Below are 19,242 nucleotides of genomic sequence, written 5' to 3'. Positions count from 1 at the left end.
CCGGCGATGGCGCCCGCGACACCGTTCGCGACGATGGGGCGGTGACAGGAACGGCACCCCCGGACGTCCAGCAGCACCGCTCGATCAACCAGCGCATCGCCGACGAACTCGGCGCCCGGCCGGACCAGGTCGGGGCCGCGGTGGCCCTGCTGGACGAGGGCTCGACGGTCCCGTTCGTCGCGCGGTACCGCAAGGAGGCGACCGGCGGACTCGACGACGCCCAGCTCCGTACCCTGGAGGAGCGGCTGCGCTACCTGCGGGAGCTGGAGGAGCGGCGCACCGTCGTCCTCGACTCCATCCGCTCGCAGGGCAAGCTCGACGAGGCCCTCGAGGTCACCATCCTCGCCGCCGAGTCCAAGGCCCGGCTCGAGGACATCTACCTGCCCTACAAGCCCAAGCGCCGCACCAAGGCGATGATCGCCCGAGAGCAGGGCCTGGAGCCGCTGGCCGACGCGCTGCTCGCCGACCCGACGCTCGACCCGCACGAGACCGCCTCGGGCTACGTGACCGGCGAGGTCGCCGACGCCGGCGCCGCGCTGGAGGGCGCCCGGTCGATCCTGGTCGAGCGGATCGGTGAGAACGCCGACCTCGTCGGCGGCCTGCGCGAGCGGATGTGGACCCACGGCAGGCTGGTCACCACGGTCCGCGAGGGCAAGGAGAACGACCCGGCCGCGGCGAAGTTCTCGGACTACTTCGCCTTCGCCGAGAAGTTCACGACGTTGCCGTCGCACCGGATCCTCGCGGCCTTCCGCGGCGAGTCCGAGGAGGCGCTCGACGTCACCCTCGACGCCGGCGTCGCCGACGACGAGCCGAACCCTTACGAGGCGCTGATCGCCGCCGAGTACGGCATCGCCGACCGTGGCCGTCCCGGCGACGTGTGGCTGCTCGGCGTCGTCCGTTGGGCCTGGCGGACCCGGCTGCTCACCGCGCTCGGCATCGACATCCGGGTCCGGCTGCGCATCGCCGCCGAGGAGGGTGCGATCGGGGTGTTCGCGGCGAACCTGCGCGACCTCCTGCTCGCCGCCCCCGCGGGCACCCGCGCGACCCTGGGCCTCGACCCGGGCCTGCGCACCGGGGTCAAGGTCGCCGTCGTCGACGCGACCGGCAAGGTCGTCGACACCGCGGTGGTCTACCCGCACGAGCCCCGCAGGGACCGCGCCGGGTCGCTGAGGACCCTGGCGGCGCTGTGCACGAAGCACGCGGTCGAGCTGATCGCGATCGGCAACGGCACCGCCTCGCGCGAGACCGACGCGCTGGCCGGTGAGCTGATCGCGGCCAACCCGGGCCTGAAGCTGACCAAGGTGACGGTGTCCGAGGCCGGCGCGTCGGTGTACTCGGCGTCGGCCTACGCCTCGGCCGAGCTGCCCGAGATGGACGTCTCGCTGCGCGGCGCGGTGTCGATCGCCCGGCGGCTGCAGGACCCGCTCGCGGAGCTGGTCAAGATCGACCCGAAGTCGATCGGGGTCGGGCAGTACCAGCACGACCTGCCCGAGTCGTCGCTGTCGCGGTCGCTCGACGCGGTCGTCGAGGACTGTGTGAACGCCGTCGGGGTGGACGTGAACTCCGCGTCCGCGCCGCTGCTGCGCCGGGTCTCGGGCATCTCCGAGTCCCTCGCCGCCGCGATCGTCGCCCACCGCGACGAGAACGGCCCGTTCCGGAACCGGACCGCACTGACCGGCGTCGCGAGGCTCGGGCCCAAGGCGTTCGAGCAGTGCGCTGGCTTCCTGCGCATCCGCGGCGGCGACGAGCCGCTGGACGTGACCGGTGTGCACCCCGAATCCTACCCGGTCGTGCGCAGGATGGTGGAGCGCACGACGCTGGACGTGTCCGCGCTGATGGGCAACGCCGCGCGGCTGCACCAGATCAAGCCCAAGGACTACGTCGACGACACCGTCGGGCTCCCGACCGTCACCGACATCCTGGCCGAGCTGGAGAAGCCCGGCCGCGACCCGCGTCCGGCGTTCCGGACCGCGACCTTCGCCGAGGGCGTTCACAAGATCTCCGACCTGCGACCGGGGATGCTGCTGGAGGGCGTCGTCACCAACGTGGCCGCGTTCGGCGCGTTCGTCGACGTCGGGGTGCACCAGGACGGCCTCGTGCACGTGAGCGCGATGAGCAAGGACTTCGTGTCCGACCCGCGCGACGTCGCGAAGTCCGGTGACGTGGTCAAGGTGAAGGTCCTGGAGGTCGACGAGGCCCGCAAGCGGATCTCGCTGACCCTGCGGCTGGACGACGAGCCCGGCGCCGGGGAACGCGGCGGCCGGTCCCGCGGGCCCGGCCAGGGCCAGGGCGGTGGCCAGGGATCCGGCCAGGGTGGCCGTGGCCGCGACGGCGGCGAGCACGGCGGGCGCGGTCCGGGCGGTGGCCAGGGCGGCGGACGCGGCCAGGGTGTCGGACGCGGTCAGGGCGGCGGTGACCGTGGCCGGGGCGGACGCGACGGCGGGCGTGGTGGCGAGGGCGCCGGCCGTGGTGGCTCCGCCGGGCAGGGCGGTCGCGGCGGCTCCGGCGGTCGCCAGGACCGCGGTCCCGTCAACGACGCGATGGCCGAGGCACTGCGCAAGGCGGGCTTCGGGAAGTCCTGACCCCGCGCCCTCGCACGAACAGACCCCTCGTACGCGCGGTGCGTACGAGGGGTCTGTTCGTAGGAGAGGGGTGTGGGCGGGGTCAGCGGGGGAGGTCCGGTTCCAGCAGCCGCTCGGCGAGGCGGCGCAGGTCGTCGTCGGTCACGCCCCAGCTGCGCAGCCGGCCCGCTGGTCCGCCGGGGTGGGCGTCGAGGTCGTCGAGCACGGCCTCCAGGGCGGCGGCGTCCACCCCGAGCAACGCCTCGTGGTCGGGCTCGGGCTGTCCCCAGCCGCGCAGCCGGTCCCACAGGGTCGGCAGGACCTCGTTGGTGCGCAGGTAGTCCGCGACGATCGTTGCGCGCGGCACGTCCAGCACGGCCAGCAGCACCCCGACCACGATCCCGGTGCGGTCCTTGCCCGTGGCGCAGTGCACGAGGACGGGGGCGGGCGCGTCGGCGACGGTCCGCACGATCCCGGCCAGCTCGGCGCCGGCCTCCGACGCCAGCAGCCGGTAGGCCCACTCGAGCCCGTCCTGGCCGGCGGCGGCCGTCGCGACCCGCGCCGGGGTCGGCGACGAGCCGAGCGGGACCGGCCGGACGTCGGCGATGTCGGCGAGCGGGTGCGGCTCGCCTGTCTCCGCCGCCGAGCGCAGGTCGACGACGGTCCGCGGCGGCCACGGGGAGCCGTCGGGCAGGTCGAGGGCCCGGGCGTCGTGGGGGTCGCCGGGGCGGGGGGCGTCGGACCGGTAGAGCACCCCGCGCCGTACCCGGTAGCCGTCCGTCGTGCGGAGACCGCCGAGATCACGCAGGTTCGCCGGGCGCCGGGTCGCCGCGCCGGAGAGGAATGCCGTCACCCGACCAGGGTGGGTGATCTCGCCGTGGCCGCGCCGGGGGGCGTGACCAGGGGCATCGGTGGCGTCGGTCACCCGGACCCGGCGCACGCGTCGCGCCGGGACATGGCACACTGGTCGATCGACGGCCGTAGGCGATGACGCACGGCCGCGAGCCCCGGAGGTCTGGGTTCACCGGCACATCATCTGGATCGAGATGCCGCACGCGGGCCTGGCGGGCTGGGAGAGCGGGCGAGAGCCGCCCGACGACACAGCGCACCCCCTGCGCACGCCATTTGAGGACCGAGTGACCATTCTGCTGGACCAGCACCCCGACCTGAACGACTCCGGAGACGAGATCACCACTTCCGCCGCCATGACGGACACCGACACCGCCGAGCTCGACACCGAGGTCGCCGCCACCCCCGATGCGACCGCCGTCGAGGAGCACACCTCCTCGGACGAGGTCGCCGAGGACGAGCGCACCGAGGACCGTACCGACGAGCCCGTCGACGACACCCCCGCCGGCCCGACCTTCGCCGGCCTGGGCCTCGCGCCCCAGCTGCTCGACACCCTCGAGAAGCTGGGCTACGCCTCGCCGAGCCCGATCCAGGCCGCCGCGATCGGCCCGCTGATCGCCGGGCGCGACCTGCTGGGCCAGGCCGCCACCGGTACCGGCAAGACCGCCGCGTTCTCGCTGCCGATGCTGCAGCGCCTCGCCGACGGCCGCACCTCCCGCTCCCGCGGCGCCAAGCCCTTCGGCCTGGTGCTCGCCCCGACCCGTGAGCTGGCCATGCAGGTCGGCGACGCGGTCTCCAAGTACGGCGCCGCGCTCGGTGCCTCGGTCGCCTGCGTCTACGGCGGCGCGCCCATCGGCCCCCAGCTGGGCCAGCTCCGTCGCGGTGTCGACATCGTCGTCGCCACCCCGGGCCGGGCGATCGACCTGGTCAACCGCGGTGCCCTCGCGCTGGACGCGATCGAGGTCGCCGTCCTGGACGAGGCCGACGAGATGCTCGACATGGGCTTCGTCGAGGACATCGAGACGATCCTCGGCGCCACGCCGCGGGGCCGCCAGACCGTGCTGTTCTCCGCGACCATGCCGGGCCGCATCCAGAGCCTCGCGCGGACCCACCTGAGCGACCCGGCCGACATCCGGATCAAGAAGGAGGCCACGCCCGAGGGCGAGGCCCCGCGGGTCCGCCAGACCGCCTACCACGTGCCGCGCAGCCACGTCACCGTCGCGCTGGGCCGGGTGCTCGAGATGGAGCAGCCGACCGCGGCGATCGTGTTCTGCCGCACCCGCGCCGACGTCGACGCCGTCACCGAGACGCTGACCGCGCGCGGGCTGCGCGCCGAGGCGCTACACGGCGGCATGGACCAGGAGCACCGCACCCGGGTCGTCGAGCGCCTGCGCGCCGGCCGCACCGAGCTGCTGGTCGCCACCGACGTCGCGGCCCGTGGTCTCGACATCGACTCGCTCACCCACGTGGTCAACCACGACGTCCCGTCGTCGCCGGAGTCCTACGTGCACCGCATCGGCCGGGTCGGCCGCGCGGGCCGCGAGGGCGTCGCGATCACCCTGGTCACCCCGGGGTCGGTGCGGCACCTGCGCAACATCGAGCGCCTCATCGGTGCGTCGGTGCCCAGCGCGCCGGTGCCCTCGCCGGAGGACCTGCGCACCGTGCGGCTCGCCCGCACCGCGCTGGCCCTGCGCGAGCAGGCCGGTCAGGACGCCGACACCCCGCCGCAGGACGGCGTGGAGCAGCTCGTCGTCGAGCTGGCCCGCGACCACGACCTCGCCTCGATCGCCGCCGCGGCGATCCGGATCGCCCGCGCCGGCAACTCGGTGCCGGACGACGAGATCGAGATCCCGCAGGTCCGCTCGCGCGGTGGCCGCGACAGCGGCCCCGGTGACCGTGGCCCGCGCCGCGACCGCGACGGTCGTCCGACCGGTGCCCGCGGTCAGGGTGCCCGTCCGCCGAAGGCCGGTGCGACACGCCTGTTCGTCTCGGCGGGCCGTGCCTCCGGTGTGCGCCCGCAGGACATCGTGGGTGCGCTGGCGAACGAGTCCCGGCTGTCCGGCCGCGACATCGGCGCCATCCAGATCCACGAGCGCCACTCGCTGGTCGAGGTGCCCGAGCACGCCGCGGACGACGTGCTGCGCTCGCTGCGCGGTGCGACGACGCTGAAGGGCCGCAAGGCCAACGTGCGTCGCGACCGGGACAACGCCGGCGCCCGCTAGACCCGGCACACACGACAGGGGCCCCGCGCGATCCGCGCGGGGCCCCTGTCGTCGGTGGGGGGCCGGCCGCCTCACCCCGGTCACCGTGGCGGAGCGTGCCGAGGAAGACCGTCGCGTCCTGGTCCCGCATCGTCAGGCAGCCCGCGGAGCCGGGGTCCCGGTGGCCCCCCGTGGGAGGTGATGCCGCCGGGCCTGCACCGGCGATCTGCGGCAGGATCGGCCCCGTCCCGACCACCGGAGTCCGGCCGAGGAGCGCGCATGACCACCACCAGTTCCCGCAAGCCCCGCAGTCACCAGGTCACCGACGGCATCGGTGCCACCGCCGCCCGCAGCATGCTGCGCGCGGTCGGCATGCGCGACGACGACTTCGCCAAGCCCCAGATCGGCATCGCCTCGTCCTGGAACGAGATCACCCCGTGCAACCTGTCGCTGCAACGGCTCGCGACCGCGGCGAAGGAGGGCGTGCACACCGCGGGCGGCTACCCGCTGGAGTTCGGCACGATCTCGGTCTCCGACGCCATCTCCATGGGGCACCGGGGCATGCACTACTCGCTGGTGAGCCGGGAGATCATCGCCGACTCGGTGGAGACCGTCGTCGAGGCCGAGCGGCTCGACGGGACGGTGCTCCTGGCGGGCTGCGACAAGTCGCTGCCCGGGATGCTGATGGCCGCGGCCCGGCTCGACCTCGCCGGGGTGTTCGTCTACGCCGGATCGATCATGCCGGGCCGGGTCGGCGACCGGGAGGTCAACATCGGTGACGCCTTCGAGGGCATCGGCGCCTGCGCCCGCGGCCTGATCACCCCCGACGAGCTCGACACCCTGGAACGCGCGATGTGCCCGGGGGAGGGGGCGTGCGGCGGCTTCTACACCGCGAACACGATGGCCGCGGCGGCCGAGGCGCTCGGGATGGCGCTGCCCGGCTCGGCCAGCCCGCCCGCGGTGGACCGGCGCCGCGACGGTGTCGCCAGGGCCTCCGGCGAGGCCGCGGTCGGGATGATCGCGAAGGGGCTCACCGCACGGTCGATCCTGACCCGCGAGGCCTTCGAGAACGCGATCGCCGTCGTCATGGCCTTCGGCGGGTCCACCAACGCGGTGCTGCACCTGCTCGCCATCGCCCGCGAGGCCGAGGTGCCGCTGACCCTGGACGACTTCAACACCGTCGGCGACCGGATCCCGCACCTGGCCGACGTCAAGCCGTTCGGGCGGCACCTGATGTACGCCGTCGACCAGGTCGGAGGCGTGCCGGTGGTGATGAAGGCCCTGCTCGACGCCGGCCTGATCCACGGCGACGCCCGCACCGTCACCGGCGCCACGGTCGCGGAGAACCTCGCCGAGCTCGACCCGCCCGGCCTCGACGGCTCGGTCATCCACGACCTCGCGAACCCGATCCACCCCACCGGCGGGCTCACGATCCTGCGCGGCTCGCTCGCACCCGACGGCGCGGTGGTCAAGTCCGCGGGGTTCGACGCCACCACCTTCACCGGCACCGCCCGCGTCTTCGACGGCGAGCAGGGCGCGCTCGACGCCGTCGACGCCGGCGAGATCGGGCCCGGCACGATCGTCCTGATCCGCTACGAGGGCCCCCGCGGCGGACCCGGGATGCGGGAGATGCTGGCCGTCACCGGGCGGATCAAGGGCGCGGGCCTCGGCAAGGAGGTCCTGCTGGTCACCGACGGCCGCTTCTCCGGGGCGACGACCGGGCTGTGCGTCGGGCACGTCGCGCCCGAGGCCGCCGACGGCGGACCGATCGCGCTCGTCCACGACGGGGACACGATCACCCTGGACATGAAGGCCCGCACGATCGACATCGGCGTCGAGCCCGCCGAGCTGGAGCGGCGTCGCGCGGGGTGGACGTGCCCCGAGCCGACGAACCGGCGCGGGGTGCTCGGCAAGTACGCGAAGCTCGTCTCCTCGGCGGCCGACGGGGCGGTCTGCGGCTGACCCGCGCGAGCGCCGTCGCGACCCGGCCGACATCGCGCCGACACGGATTCGCAACATCGGTGACGGACGCTGGTGGGGATGAGCACCGATGCCGGGACCGTGAACGGCCTCTACCGGGTACGGGTGCGGCTGCCCGACGAACCGGGCGCCCTGGCCCGCCTCACCGCGGCCCTGGCCGCGGTGGACTGCAACATCCTCGCCCTGTCGGTGCACGGCCAGGACGCCCGCTCGGTCGTCGACGAGCTGCTGGTGTCGGGGCCGTGCAGTGTCGGGGAGCTGTCGGTCGCGATCTGCGACGCGGTCACCGGCGGCGGGGTCATGGTGCTGCCGGCCGACCCGCACGACCTGGTCGACCCGCCGACCCGGGCGCTCGACCTGGTCGCGGCGGGCCGGACGGCGGCCGACGGCGTCGCGGCGCTGCTCGGCGCCGCGTCGGTCCGCACCCCGGGCCCGGACGACCCCGGGGCCCGCGACGAGCACGACATCGAGCTGTGCGCTGCCGACGGCACCCGGATCGTCGCCCGCCGGGCGGCGCCGTTCACCGTGACCGAGGTCGCCAGGGCCGAGGCGTTCCTGCGGGCGGTCGCCACGCGCCCCGAGTCCGACCCGCCCGGCCGGCCGACGGCCTGACGGCACGACAGCACCGCGCACGCTCCCGGTCGGGCACCGCGCTCGGCGACGTGCCGACACCGGTCGGCGCCGACGGCCGTCGCGCACGCTTGTGACCGCGTCCGCGGCGCTGCATCCTGCGCGCAGGACATCCGAGAACTGGGCACGACCTCCACACCGCCCACGGCGGGACGGAACGCACGGCCTCCGGCGGCGTCCTCATCATCGTGAAACACAGGTGACCCGCCGCCGCAACCCACGACGGCGATCGTCATCGGCGTGGAGGCCGGCATGGACGAGCAGCAGCAGGGGACGTCGCGGTGCGGCGTCGGGGTGGTCGTGCCCTACGACTTCGCGCTGGACCACGAGATGTGGCGCTGGGTCCCCGAGGGGGCGACGCTGCACCTCACGCGCACCCCGTTCGTCGAGACCCCGGCCGACGCCGGACAGGCCCGGCTGATCTCGGACCCGGCCATGGTGCGGACCGCGGTGCGCGAGGTCCTGACACCCGGGCCCGGCGTCGTCGCGTACTCGTGCACCTCTGGCAGCTTCGTCGACGGCGCCGCGGGGGAGCGGGCACTGCGTGCCGCGGTCCTCGACGCGGGCGCCCCGGCGGCGGTCACCACGGCCGGAGCGCTCGTCACGGCCTGCGCCGAGCTGGGCGTGACCCGGCTCGCCGTCGCCACGCCCTACGTCGACGACCTCACCGACCTGCTCGCCGGTTTCCTCGCCGAGCACGGCGTCGCCACCGTCGCCCGGCACGGCCTGGGCCTGCTCGGTGGGATCTGGCAGGTCCGCGCCGACGACGTCGCCGCCGCCGTGCGTGCCGCCGATCACCCCGACGCGCAGGCGGTGTTCGTCTCCTGCACCAACCTCGCCACCTACGACGCCGTCGCCGGCCTCGAACGCGAGCTCGGCAAGCCCGTCCTCACCGCGAACCAGGTGACGGTGTGGGCTGCGCTGCGCGCGGTCGGTCGTGACGCCGTCGGGCCGGGTCAGACGCTCGTCGAGGGGCGCCCCGCCGTGGCGGCGCCATCGGAGACCCCGGTGCCGTCGGAGGCGGCCCCGGCGCTGCCGGAGCCGACGGTGCTGCGGGTGGTCGGGGCACCGGAGCTGCACAAGGTCCGGGTCCGGCTGCCCGACGAGTCCGGAGCGCTGGCGCGGCTCACCGCAGCCGTCGCCGAGGTCGGCGGCAACATCCTGTCCCTGTCGGTGCACGCCCAGGACGCGGGGTGGGTGGTCGACGAGATGCTGGTCGGCGGCCCGGTCACCGCCGAGCGGCTCTCCCGGGTGATCCGGCGACGGCTGCGCGGCTCCGCCCCGGACACCGTGCGGGTCACCCCGGCCGATCCGCACGAGCTCGTCGACACCCCCACCCGGGCGCTCGACCTCGTCGCGGCGTCCCGCACCCCGGACGGGCTGCGCGAGGCCCTCGCCGCGCTGCTGCACGCCGACGACGTCGTCGCCGGTCCGGCGACCGGAACCCACGTGCTGGAGCTGACCGGCCCGGACGGCACCCCGCTCGTCGCGCGCCGGGGCTGGGCGCCGTTCACCGTCACCGAGCGGGCCCGGGCCGAGGCGTTCCTGCGCGCGGGCGCGGCAGGCCCGGTCGGTGAGCTGCTCCTCGACGACGGTGACGCGCTCACCGCGACCCCGGCGACCGGCGCCGAGACCGCCGAGCTCGCGACGCTGCTGCGCACCTGCGTCGCGGGGTCGCCGGAGGCCACGACCACCTGGACCGACGCCGACCTGCGCTCGGTGCTGCTCCCACCCGGCGGGCGCTGCCTGCTGCTGCGCTCGCGGGCGGGGGACCTCGTCGCCGTCGCGGCGCGGCTCACCGCGCCGGACACCGGTGCGGAGACCGTCGTGGTGGTGCACCCGCTGCACCGCCGCCGCGGGCTGGGCCGGTGGCTGCGGCGGCGGCTCGCCGCCGGAGTCCCCGTCTAGCCTGTCGGAGTGTCCGACGACCGCACGCTCGACCCCGGGAACCTGCCCGACGACTGGGCCTCCTGGAAGGACCGCGTCGACCTCACCGACTACGACCGCAAGTGGGCGGCGATGGCCGCGGCGGGGGAGGACCCGCACGGCGAGGCCGACCTGGTCACCGCCCTGTGCGGCGGCGGTCCCGTGCTCGACGGCGGCTGCGGCACCGGCCGCGTCGCGATCGAGCTGGACCGGCGCGGGATCGCCGTCACCGGCGTCGACCCCGACCCGGACATGATCGCCGCGGCCCGGGCCAAGGCGCCCGCGCTGCGCTGGGTCGCCACCGGCCTGGAGCACCTCGACCTGCCTGACCGGTTCGCGCTGGTGGTGCTCGCGGGCAACGTGATCCCGTACGCGACCGACCGTGCCGGGGTGGTCGCCGGGTGCGCGGCGCACCTGCGCGCCGGCGGGCTGCTGCTCGCCGGGTTCGCGACGCAGCCGGGCTGGCCGACCCCCGACGACCACGACGCGTGGTGCGCCGCCGCCGGACTCGTGCCGGTCGCGCGCTGGGCCACCTGGGACCGCGTGCCGTGGTCGGGGGGCGACTACGTCGTCGCGCTGCACCGCCGCGACTGAACCCCGTCGGCCGCCCGGCCGGCCCCGCTCAGCCGGGCACCCGGGCGAGGATCTCGCCGTGCGGGATCACCAGCCAGCCGTCCGGGTGCGCGGCCCACGCCCGCCACGCCGCCGAGATGTCCGCCAGCTCGGACTCCTCGGCCAGCCCGCGGTCGACGGCCATCCGGCCGACCCCGGTGTGGATGCGGTCGGCCCACATCCCGCCCCAGGCGGCGCGGGCCTGCGGGGTCGCGTGGCACCAGACCGACGCCGACGGTGTCACCTCGGTGAACCCGGCCGCGTGCGCCCAGCCGAGCAGCCGCCGTCCGGCGTCGGGCTCGGCGTCGTTGCCGCGGGCGACGGCCCGGTACAGCTCCAGCCAGCGGTCCAGGCGCGGGTCGTGCGGCCACCAGTGGAACCCGGCGTAGTCGGCGTCGCGGGCGGCGACCAGTCCGCCGGGGCGGGCGACCCGGCCCATCTCCCGCAGCACCGCGACCGGGTCGGACACGTGCTGGAGCACCTGGTGGGCGTGCACGATGTCCCAGGTGTCGTCCGGGTCGGACAGGGCGTAGCCGTCGTCGACGACGAACTCCACGTCCAGGCCGCGGGCGGCGGCACCGGCGCGGGCCTGCTCCAGGGGGCCGGGCACCACCTCGACGCCGCGCACCCGGCCGGGCGCGACCCGCTCGGCGAGGTCGGCGGTGATGCTGCCGGGGCCGCAGCCGACGTCGAGCAGGCTGGTGCCGGACGCGAGCCGGTCCAGCAGGTAGGCGCACGAGTCCTGCGCGGTGCGGGCCGCGTGCGACCGGACGACGACGCCCGGATGACCGTGGGTGTAGGTGTCGCGGGGCACGGGGGTCAGCCTGGCACGCCGTCAGCCGGCCCTGCTCTCGACCGGCGTTCTGCTCGGTCCGGCACGCCGCTCGGCCGGGCGGGCCGCTCGGTCCGGCACCCGGCGGATCCGGATCGGCCCCTTCGCCGTCGACGGGTCCACCACCCGGCCGGACTGCACGATCTCCACCCGCCCGGCGTCGACGAGACGGCGCGCGGCCGTCCGCGCCGGTTCCATGAGGTCGCGCCAGCCGTCGGGGTCGACGGCGCGGGCCGCCTCGGACGGGCAGATCGTCGCCCCGCCCCGGCGCCGGTAGAGGAGCCCGGTGATCGCCGACTCCAGCTCGGTGTCGACCGGACGGACCTTCCCCCGGTGCCAGCCCCACGAGCGGCCGCGGTCCTGGTCCCCGTCGTCGGCCTCCGTCGTCTCCTCCACGACCCCCATGGTCGTCGCGCCCGCGGCGCTCCGCTCGCCGAGCGTCGTCGGGCGCCCGGTTCGCGGAGCGGGGTGCGGGTGCGGCCGTCGCGGACCGGGGCCTCAGCTGCGGGCGAGCACGGCCGCGTCGAGGGCCTCGCGCATGGCGGCTTCCGGGCCGGTGCGCCCGGTCATGAGCTCGACCTGCGCGATCGCCTGCTGCAGCAGCATCTCCAGACCGGAGACGATCCGCGCGCCGGCCGCCGCCGCGCCGCCCGCGACGACCGTCGGCCACGGCGCGTAGACCGCGTCGAGCAGCACGGTCCCCGGCCGCCAGCGGGCGCCGGCCAGGGCGTCGGCCGCCCCCGCGGGGAGCGTGGAGACGACCGCGTCGGCGCCCTCGAGCAGCCGCGCCGCGGCGGGCGGGTCGGTCAGCACCGCGTGCACCGTCACCTCGGTGCCGAGCCGCTCGGCGGTCCCGCGCAGCGCGGAGGCCCGCCCGGCGTCGCGGACCAGCACGTCGACGGCGTCGACCTCCATGTCGTGCAGCGCGGCGACGGCGGCCTGGGCGGTCCCGCCCGCCCCGAGCACGACGGCGCGCCCGCCGCCGGCACCCGCGGCGCGCAGCGAGCGCGCGATCCCGGTGACGTCGGTGTTGTGCGCCGTCGCGCCGGTGCCCTCGAACACCAGGGTGTTGCCGGCGCCGATCGCGGCCGCCCCCGGCGCGACGTGGTCGGCGACGTCGAGCAGGACCCGCTTGAGCGGCATCGTCAGCGACAGTCCCGCCCACTCCGGGCCGAGCCCGGCGACGAACCCGGCCAGGCCCGCCTCGTCGACCTCGTACCGGTCGTAGTGCCAGCCGGCCAGCCCGAGTGCGGTGTAGGCGGCGTTGTGCAGCGCCGGGGACAGCGAATGGGCGATCGGGGAACCCAGGACGGCGGCGCGGCGGACGGGGGACGTGCTCATCCGGCCAGTATCCCGCGGCGGCTCAGACCGCCCGCGACCGCTCCCGCTGCGCTGCCGCCACGGTTCGCCGGGTCCGCGCCCAGCTCCACCAGCCGTGCACGACCAGCCCGGCGAACACGACGTAGACCGCGGCGGAGAACCACAGCCCCGAGGCCAGCTGCAACGGCACGCCGACGGCGTCGACCAGCAGCCAGATCACCCAGAACTCGACGAACCGCAGAGCCTGGGCGAGGAACGCGACCGCGGTGCCGACGAAGATCGCGGCGTCCGGCCAGGGCGCCCAGCTGGCGTCGAGCGCGTCGAGGACCAGCGCCATGACGACGGTGCCGCCGACGAGCAGCCCGGCCAGCCCGAGCCGCTGGGCGGTGCTCGCCTGGCGCACCGCGAGCCCGTAGACCGGGTCGCGCCTGCGCAGCCACGCGACGAGCCCGAACACCGAGATGGCCAGCACGATGACCTGCCGGAACGCGAGCCCGCCCAGGTGTGCCGAGGCGTAGACGGTGAACAGCAGCACGCAGGCCGCCATCTGCACCGGCCAGGTCGCGAGACTGCGCCGGCGCGCCAGGAAGACCACGGCGATGGCGCCGATCTGCCCGACGAGCTCGGCCCACGACACGAACTGCCCGAACGCGGTCAGCCCGTGGTGCAGCAGGAGGTCCACGACGGTCCCCTTCCCGGAGCGCGGCGGGCACGCCCCGTGACAGCACACAACGACGGCGCCGTCCCCGCCCATCCCCACCCGGGCCGGTGTGAGCGGACCCACACCGCCCTCGGTCGAGCGGGTCTCCCCGTCCGACCCCACGGCGACGACGCTCCCCCACCGGGTGGGAGGCTGCACCGTGTGGGTGGTTCGGAACGTACGGTCCTGGTCCTCGGTGGTCGCAGCGAGATCGGGCTGGAGGTCGCCGAACGGCTCGCCGCCGGCGACACCGACACGGTCGTACTGGCCGCGCGCCGCCCCGACGAGCTGACCACGGAGGCGGCCCGGGTGCGGGCCGCGGGCGCCGCGGTGGACACCGTCGCCTTCGACGCCGACGACCTCGCCCGCCACCGCCCGCTGCTCGACGAGGTGACCGCCCGGCACGGGCGGATCGACGTCGCCGTCGTCGCGTTCGGGATCCTCGGCGACCAGGCCCGCGCCGAGACCGACGCCGCGCACGCCGCCGCGATCGTGCACACCGACTACCTCGCCCAGGTCCACCTGCTCATCGAGCTGGCTCAGGTGCTGCGCGCGCAGGGGAGCGGGACGCTGGTCGTCTACTCCTCGGTCGCCGGGGTCCGGGTGCGGCGCGCCAACTACGTCTACGGCAGCGCCAAGGCCGGGCTCGACGGGTTCGCCTCCGGCCTGGCCGACGCGTTGCACGGCACCGGGGTGCGGCTGGTGCTGATCCGCCCGGGGTTCGTCGTCGGCCGGATGACCGAGGGCATGAGCCCGGCGCCGCTGTCGTCGACGCCCGCGCAGGTCGCCGACGCCACGGTGCGCGCGGTCCGGCGCGGTCGGGGCAACGCCGACGTCTGGGTGCCCGGCACGCTGCGGCTGCTGTTCCTCGGGCTGCGGCTGCTGCCCCGCGCCGTCTGGCGGCGGATGCCCCGTTAGCAACACGATCTACAGGTGAATGGTGTCCCGCGATCTGCGTGTGGCACTTCCCCTGGAGTGGCCTGGCTCATATCGTCGCGTGCGCATCCCGTTGGACGACGACGTCTGAGGAGAACCACCGTGGAACACACCCGTGGAGCAATCGTCCGGAGCGCTCCGGGCAAGTACGAGGTCGTCGACCTCGAACTCGACGAGCCGCGCGCCGGCGAGATCGAGGTGAAGATGGTCGCGTCGGGCCTGTGCCACTCCGACGACCACATCGCCACCGGCGACATCCCGGTCGGCACCTACCCGTTCGCCGGCGGCCACGAGGGCTCCGGCATCGTGACCCGCGCCGGGGCGAACAAGAAGGGCCTCAAGGAGGGCGACCACGTCGTCTTCTCGTTCCTGCCGTCCTGCGGGCACTGTCGCTGGTGCGCCAGCGGCATGCAGAACCTGTGCGACCTCGGCGCGGGGCTGCTCGCCGGCACCCGCTGGGAGGAGAACACCACCCGCCTGCGGCTCGCCGACGACGGCACCCCGGTCGGCCAGATGTGCGGCATCTCGACCTTCTGCGAGACCACGCTGGTCTCGGAGGACTCCTGCGTGAACGTCCCCGACGACATCCCGCTGGAGGTCGCCTGCCTGGTCGGCTGCGGCGTCGGCACCGGCTGGGGCTCCGCGGTCAACGCCGGCGGCGTGCAGCCGGGGCACACCACGATCGTCATGGGCATCGGCGGCATCGGCATCAACGCGGTCCAGGGCGCCTCGCACGCCGGCGCGGCGAACATCATCGCCGTCGACCCGGTCGCGCTGAAGCGGGAGAAGGCCCAGGAGCTCGGCGCCACGCACGCGGTGGAGACGATGGAGGAGGCCACCGAGATCGCGAAGCAGTTCACCAACGGTCAGGGCGCCGACCAGACCGTCGTGACCGTCGGCGTCGTGAAGCCCGACCACATCGGGCAGGCGATGGCGTCGATCCGCAAGGCGGGCACCGTCGTCGTCACCGCGCTGGGGGACATCAACTCGACCGAGCCGCTGCCGGTGTCGCTGGCCGACGTCACCCTGTTCCAGAAGCGCATCCAGGGTGCGATGTTCGGCATGTCCAACCCGAACTGGGACATCCTGCGGCAGCTGGAGCTCTACCGGGCCGGCGCGCTGAAGCTCGACGAGCTGGTCACCACCACCTACACCCTGGACCAGGTCGCCACCGCCTACGAGGACATGCACGCCGGTAAGAACGTCCGCGGCGTCATCCGCTACTGATGGGGGCATGACGTTCGTCCTCGACGGCCACAACGACCTCCCCTGGGCCCTGCGCGAGTTGTCCGGGGGTGACCCGACCGCCGAGCCGGACGTCGCCGCCGGCGACCGACGGCTGCACACCGACCTGCCCCGGCTGCGTGCCGGGCGGGTCGGTGCGCAGTTCTGGTCGGTGTACGTGCCGGGCGAGCTGGGCCACGACGAGGCGGTGACCGCCGTCCTCGACCAGGTCGACCGGGTGCGACGGCTGCTCGCCGCCCACCCGGACGCCCTGGTGTTCGCCGACACCGCCGACGACGTCGACGCCGTCGTCGGATCCGGGCGGGTCGCCTCCCTGATGGGGGCCGAGGGCGGGCACTGCATCGCCGACTCGCTCGCCGTGCTGCGGGTCCTGCGCGGGCTCGGGGTCCGCTACCTCACCCTGACCCACAACCTGAACAACAACTGGGCCGACTCGGCCACCGACACGCCCCGCCACGACGGGCTCTCGCCGTTCGGTCGCGATGTCGTCGCCGAGATGAACCGCATCGGCATGATCGTCGACCTGTCGCACGTCGCACCGTCGACGATGCGCCAGGCCCTCGCCGTCAGCACCCGGCCGGTGCTGTTCACCCACTCCGGTGCCCGCGCGGTCACCGACCACCCGCGCAACGTGCCCGCGGACGTGCTGGAGGCGCTGCCCGGCAACGGCGGCGTGGTCATGGCGACGTTCGTGCCCCGCTTCGTCTCCGCCGCGGTCACCGGCTGGGACACCCGGCTGCGCGAGGCCATGGCGGCGGCCGGTGTCGACCACCGCGACCTCGGCGCCCGCGACCGGTTCGTCGCGACCTGGGACGGGCCGCCCGCGCCGCGCGCGACCCTCGCCGACGTCGTCGCCCACGTCGAGCACCTCCGCGAGGCCGCCGGGATCGACCACGTCGGCATCGGCGGCGACTTCGACGGGACCTCCGAGCTCCCCGACGAGCTCTCCGACGTCTCGACCTACCCGCGGCTGCTCGACGCGCTCGCCGACCGCGGGTGGAGCGCCGACGACCTGGCCAAGCTCGCGCACCGCAACGCCCTGCGGGTGCTGCGCGACGCCGACGCCTGACCACCGCCCCGGCGGCGGCAGGCCTGGGTCAGGGCGTGCCGCCGCCGGGGCGCGCCGACGCGAGCGCCGCGGCGGCGGAGGCGGCGATGCGCAGCGACCCGATCGCGGTGGGGTGGAACGGGTCCGGGGTGGCGAGCCCCATGATGTCCGGCGGCATCCGGTCGCGGTCCGGGGCGCACAGCGGCGCCAGGGCCGGCGCGGCGGTGGCGAACCCGAAGCGGACGGCGCCGTCGGTCAGCACGTCGTTGAGACGGCGGTTCCGCTCGGCGAGCAGGTCGAGCTTGGCCTGGTCCAGGCCCGGGGTGCCGGCCGGTCCGCGCATGTCGGCACAGGCCGGGTCGAACCGGGCCGGGAACGGGTCGTAGGACAGGGTGACCACCACCCGCGGGCGGCCCGGCAGCGTGTCGAGGTCGGTGAACAGGGCGCCGACGTCGCGGGCGAACCCGGCCAGCCGGGACTCGAACTCGCCGTCGGAGAGCCGGTCGTCGCAGGTGGCGAGGCCGTAGCAGTACAGCAGGAAGTCCGACCAGGCCAGGTCGTTCGGGCCGACCGCGACGACCACCCACTGCAGGTTCCGGACCTGCTTGAGCCGCCCGACCTGCGGGGCGACGGTGACGCCCTCGCGCAGCTGCGGCCCCCGCAGCCCGGCCGCGACGCCCGCCCCGGCGCAGGCCAGGTTGAGGACGTCCTCGCCACGCAGCCGGGCGAGCTCGGCGGCGAGGGAGTCGGTGCTGCGCCCGCAGGCGCGTTCCTCCGGGGTGACGGTGCCGTCCTCGCCGCGCAGCGCAGGACCGCCGATCCGGGCCGCGCGGGAGTCCCCGATCACCGCGCCCGCGACCCCGGTCACCGCGGGCCCGACCGGTGACGGGGTGACCGTCGCCGCCCCGACGAGGTCGGTCAGCGAGGTGACCCGGCCCAGGCCGGTCAGGGTGCCGTGCAGCGCGGCGACCCCGGCACCCGCCCACAGCAGCACCGAGGCCGTCACCGCGACGACGGTCATCCGCCCGATCGGCCCGGCCAGGTCGTCCCAGTGCACCGGCCGGTACCGGCGGGCGCGGGTCCGGTGCAGCGCCACCAGCAGCCGCGCGGTCGCCATCAGCCCGCTGCCCAGCAGGGCGACGAGCACGATGCCCGTGGCGCCCCACAGGTACCAGGTCACGAACCCCTCGCCGAGGTCGCGGACCGCGTCACCGGCGCCGTCGACGGTGTGCGGGCCCAGGACCGGGCCGTTGTCGGCGGGCCGCTTCAACGGCCCGATCGACAGCCGCGGCCGGATCGGCCCCCACACCTGCACGGTCGTGAGGTCGAACTCGGCGTTGCCGAGCTGGGCGATCTGCGCGGGCCCGGACAGCGTCAGCGGCGGCACCCTGGCGCCCACGCCGACGTCCTGGCCGAACACCTCGACGTGGTTCTCCGGGGTCAGCATGATCACCAGCGGCACGCCGACGACGGCGATCAGCGCGAGCAGCAGCACCGTGGGCAGCGACCGGGCCTCGCGCAGCAGCGCACGCGGCCAGGAGCGGGACGTGGCACGGGTCGGCACCGTCAGCGGGCTCCGTACGGCGCGGTCGGGACGGGCGCGGTCGGGATGGGCACGGCGCCATGGTGGCCCCGCGGCCGTACCGGAGTCACGGACGTCGTGGGGTGGCGTCGGACTCCCCGGCGCTCAGACCCCCGGCCGGGTGACCCGCAGCCGCGGGGCGAGCCGTGCCGAGGTGACGGCGGCGGTGCCGTCCCGCTCGACGTCGTCGGCGAGGGCGTCCGCGTGCGCGACCAGACCGTCGAGGTCCAGCCCGGCCGGGACGGCGACGTCGAGCACCCGCCACAGCCGGACGCCCTCCGCACCGCGGCGCAGGAGCGCGACGGCGCCGCGGGCGTTGCCGCGCTGGGCGTGGGTCAGCCCGACCGCGAGCTGGGCCAGCGCCCGCCACAGGTCGCGGGTGTCGTCGTCGGCGTCCTTCCAGGCGCCCTCCAGGACCTCGTGGGCGTGGAACGGCCGGCCCGAGTCGAGCAGGCGCTGGGCCTCGGTGACGGTCTCGGCGGGGGAGAGCGCCAGGTCCTCGGGCACCCGCTCGACGCCGGGGGCGCCGTGCGGGAGCGGACGCCCGGCGGCGTCGCGGGGGCGGGCGTTGCGGGCACGGCCCCGGCCGTCGCGGTCGCGGGAACGGGTCATGGCTGCGAGCGTGCCAGCTTCCCGGTTAGCGTGCGTCATGATCACCGAACTGTTCGACGTCCGCGGCAGGGTGGCCGTGGTCACCGGCGGCACCAGCGGTATCGGCCGCATGATCGCGGGCGGTCTCGCCGAGGCCGGGGCGCGGGTCTACGTGTCCAGCCGCAAGGCCGACGCCTGCGCGGGGACCGCCGCGGAGATCGGCGGCACC

Annotated in this window: 16 protein-coding genes and 1 pseudogene; 10 read left to right on the top strand and 7 right to left on the bottom strand. The window is 75.5% G+C overall.

The genetic code is table 11. The features are described 5' to 3' along the window. Window positions 1–41 precede the first annotated feature (41 nt). On the top strand, window positions 42–2,582 hold the full coding sequence (locus XF36_RS12065) for a Tex family protein (protein WP_060712054.1): 2,541 nt from the start codon (window positions 42–44) through the stop codon (window positions 2,580–2,582). Between the two features lie 82 nt (window positions 2,583–2,664). On the opposite strand, the gene XF36_RS12060 is transcribed toward XF36_RS12065, so the two are convergent. Further along, window positions 2,665–3,414 (bottom strand): tyrosine-protein phosphatase, encoded by a 750-nt coding sequence (locus tag XF36_RS12060; RefSeq protein WP_064485591.1) that lies wholly within the window; start codon window positions 3,412–3,414, stop codon window positions 2,665–2,667. A gap of 283 nt (window positions 3,415–3,697) precedes the next feature. On the opposite strand from XF36_RS12060, the gene XF36_RS12055 reads away from it, so the two are divergent. From XF36_RS12055 to XF36_RS12035, 5 genes are all read left to right on the top strand, one after another. Continuing rightward, a complete protein-coding gene (locus XF36_RS12055) occupies window positions 3,698–5,632 on the top strand; it encodes a DEAD/DEAH box helicase (protein ID WP_238589232.1) in 1,935 nt (644 codons plus the stop codon). Window positions 5,633–5,890: 258 nt separating this feature from the next. Next, window positions 5,891–7,573 (top strand): dihydroxy-acid dehydratase, encoded by a 1,683-nt coding sequence (gene ilvD / locus XF36_RS12050; protein ID WP_060712052.1) that lies wholly within the window; start codon window positions 5,891–5,893, stop codon window positions 7,571–7,573. Window positions 7,574–7,651: 78 nt separating this feature from the next. Continuing rightward, window positions 7,652–8,203: an ACT domain-containing protein gene (locus XF36_RS12045; RefSeq protein ID WP_060712051.1), complete on the top strand. Its 552-nt coding sequence runs from the start codon at window positions 7,652–7,654 to the stop codon at window positions 8,201–8,203. A gap of 258 nt (window positions 8,204–8,461) precedes the next feature. Further along, window positions 8,462–10,129, top strand: coding sequence for a hypothetical protein (locus tag XF36_RS35180; protein WP_064485418.1), 1,668 nt, complete (start codon window positions 8,462–8,464; stop codon window positions 10,127–10,129). A 9-nt stretch (window positions 10,130–10,138) separates the two neighbouring features. Further along, entirely contained in the window at window positions 10,139–10,741 is a 603-nt protein-coding gene (locus tag XF36_RS12035; protein ID WP_238589231.1) for a class I SAM-dependent methyltransferase, read from the top strand. 28 nt (window positions 10,742–10,769) lie between these two features. On the opposite strand, the gene XF36_RS12030 is transcribed toward XF36_RS12035, so the two are convergent. The 4 genes from XF36_RS12030 to XF36_RS12015 form a co-directional block, all read right to left on the bottom strand. After that, the gene (locus XF36_RS12030; RefSeq protein ID WP_064485417.1) at window positions 10,770–11,573 is read right to left on the bottom strand and encodes a methyltransferase domain-containing protein; all 804 of its coding nucleotides are present in this window, start codon (window positions 11,571–11,573) and stop codon (window positions 10,770–10,772) included. Window positions 11,574–11,594: 21 nt separating this feature from the next. Next, the gene (locus XF36_RS12025) at window positions 11,595–11,987 is read right to left on the bottom strand and encodes a DUF3253 domain-containing protein (RefSeq protein ID WP_238589230.1); all 393 of its coding nucleotides are present in this window, start codon (window positions 11,985–11,987) and stop codon (window positions 11,595–11,597) included. Window positions 11,988–12,089: 102 nt separating this feature from the next. Beyond that, complete coding sequence (locus XF36_RS12020; protein WP_060712049.1) at window positions 12,090–12,932, bottom strand: shikimate dehydrogenase; 843 nt, start codon at window positions 12,930–12,932, stop codon at window positions 12,090–12,092. Window positions 12,933–12,954: 22 nt separating this feature from the next. Next, a complete protein-coding gene (locus XF36_RS12015) occupies window positions 12,955–13,593 on the bottom strand; it encodes a nicotinamide mononucleotide transporter family protein (protein ID WP_060714630.1) in 639 nt (212 codons plus the stop codon). A gap of 180 nt (window positions 13,594–13,773) precedes the next feature. On the opposite strand from XF36_RS12015, the gene XF36_RS12010 reads away from it, so the two are divergent. From XF36_RS12010 to XF36_RS12000, 3 genes are all read left to right on the top strand, one after another. Next, the gene (locus XF36_RS12010) at window positions 13,774–14,529 is read left to right on the top strand and encodes an SDR family NAD(P)-dependent oxidoreductase (RefSeq protein ID WP_060712048.1); all 756 of its coding nucleotides are present in this window, start codon (window positions 13,774–13,776) and stop codon (window positions 14,527–14,529) included. Between the two features lie 120 nt (window positions 14,530–14,649). Next, window positions 14,650–15,774, top strand: a complete 1,125-nt coding sequence (locus XF36_RS12005) for an NDMA-dependent alcohol dehydrogenase (RefSeq protein ID WP_060712047.1) — start codon at window positions 14,650–14,652, stop codon at window positions 15,772–15,774. Between the two features lie 7 nt (window positions 15,775–15,781). Then, window positions 15,782–16,861 (top strand): dipeptidase, encoded by a 1,080-nt coding sequence (locus XF36_RS12000; protein ID WP_060712046.1) that lies wholly within the window; start codon window positions 15,782–15,784, stop codon window positions 16,859–16,861. A gap of 28 nt (window positions 16,862–16,889) precedes the next feature. Here the strand turns inward: XF36_RS12000 and XF36_RS11995 are convergent, their stop codons facing one another. Both XF36_RS11995 and XF36_RS11990 read right to left on the bottom strand, forming a co-directional pair. Then, on the bottom strand, window positions 16,890–18,404 hold the full coding sequence (locus XF36_RS11995; protein ID WP_060712045.1) for a GDSL-type esterase/lipase family protein: 1,515 nt from the start codon (window positions 18,402–18,404) through the stop codon (window positions 16,890–16,892). Window positions 18,405–18,527: 123 nt separating this feature from the next. Continuing rightward, complete coding sequence (locus XF36_RS11990) at window positions 18,528–19,034, bottom strand: DUF309 domain-containing protein (protein WP_145981341.1); 507 nt, start codon at window positions 19,032–19,034, stop codon at window positions 18,528–18,530. Here XF36_RS11990 and XF36_RS34010 point away from each other — a divergent pair. After that, a pseudogene (locus tag XF36_RS34010) lies at window positions 19,033–19,179 on the top strand (hypothetical protein); the annotation flags it as partial. The gene XF36_RS11990 and the pseudogene XF36_RS34010 overlap by 2 nt on opposite strands. Between the last annotated feature and the right edge of the window lie 63 nt (window positions 19,180–19,242).

Origin of the sequence: Pseudonocardia sp. HH130629-09 (assembly GCF_001294645.1) — a bacterium.
Lineage (GTDB): Bacteria > Actinomycetota > Actinomycetes > Mycobacteriales > Pseudonocardiaceae > Pseudonocardia.
The sequence above is the reverse complement of the archived record's forward strand: the minus strand, read 5'-3'. Positions and strand labels throughout refer to the sequence as shown.

Excerpts from the sequence above, each read along its gene's own strand:
- XF36_RS11990 (WP_145981341.1), bottom strand. The coding sequence starts at position 19,034 with ATGACCCGTTCCCGCGACCGCGACGGCCGGGGCCGTGCCCGCAACGCC.
- ilvD (WP_060712052.1), top strand. The coding sequence starts at position 5,891 with ATGACCACCACCAGTTCCCGCAAGCCCCGCAGTCACCAGGTCACCGAC.
- XF36_RS12000 (WP_060712046.1), top strand. The coding sequence starts at position 15,782 with ATGACGTTCGTCCTCGACGGCCACAACGACCTCCCCTGGGCCCTGCGC.
- XF36_RS12045 (WP_060712051.1), top strand. The coding sequence starts at position 7,652 with ATGAGCACCGATGCCGGGACCGTGAACGGCCTCTACCGGGTACGGGTG.
- XF36_RS12020 (WP_060712049.1), bottom strand. The coding sequence starts at position 12,932 with ATGAGCACGTCCCCCGTCCGCCGCGCCGCCGTCCTGGGTTCCCCGATC.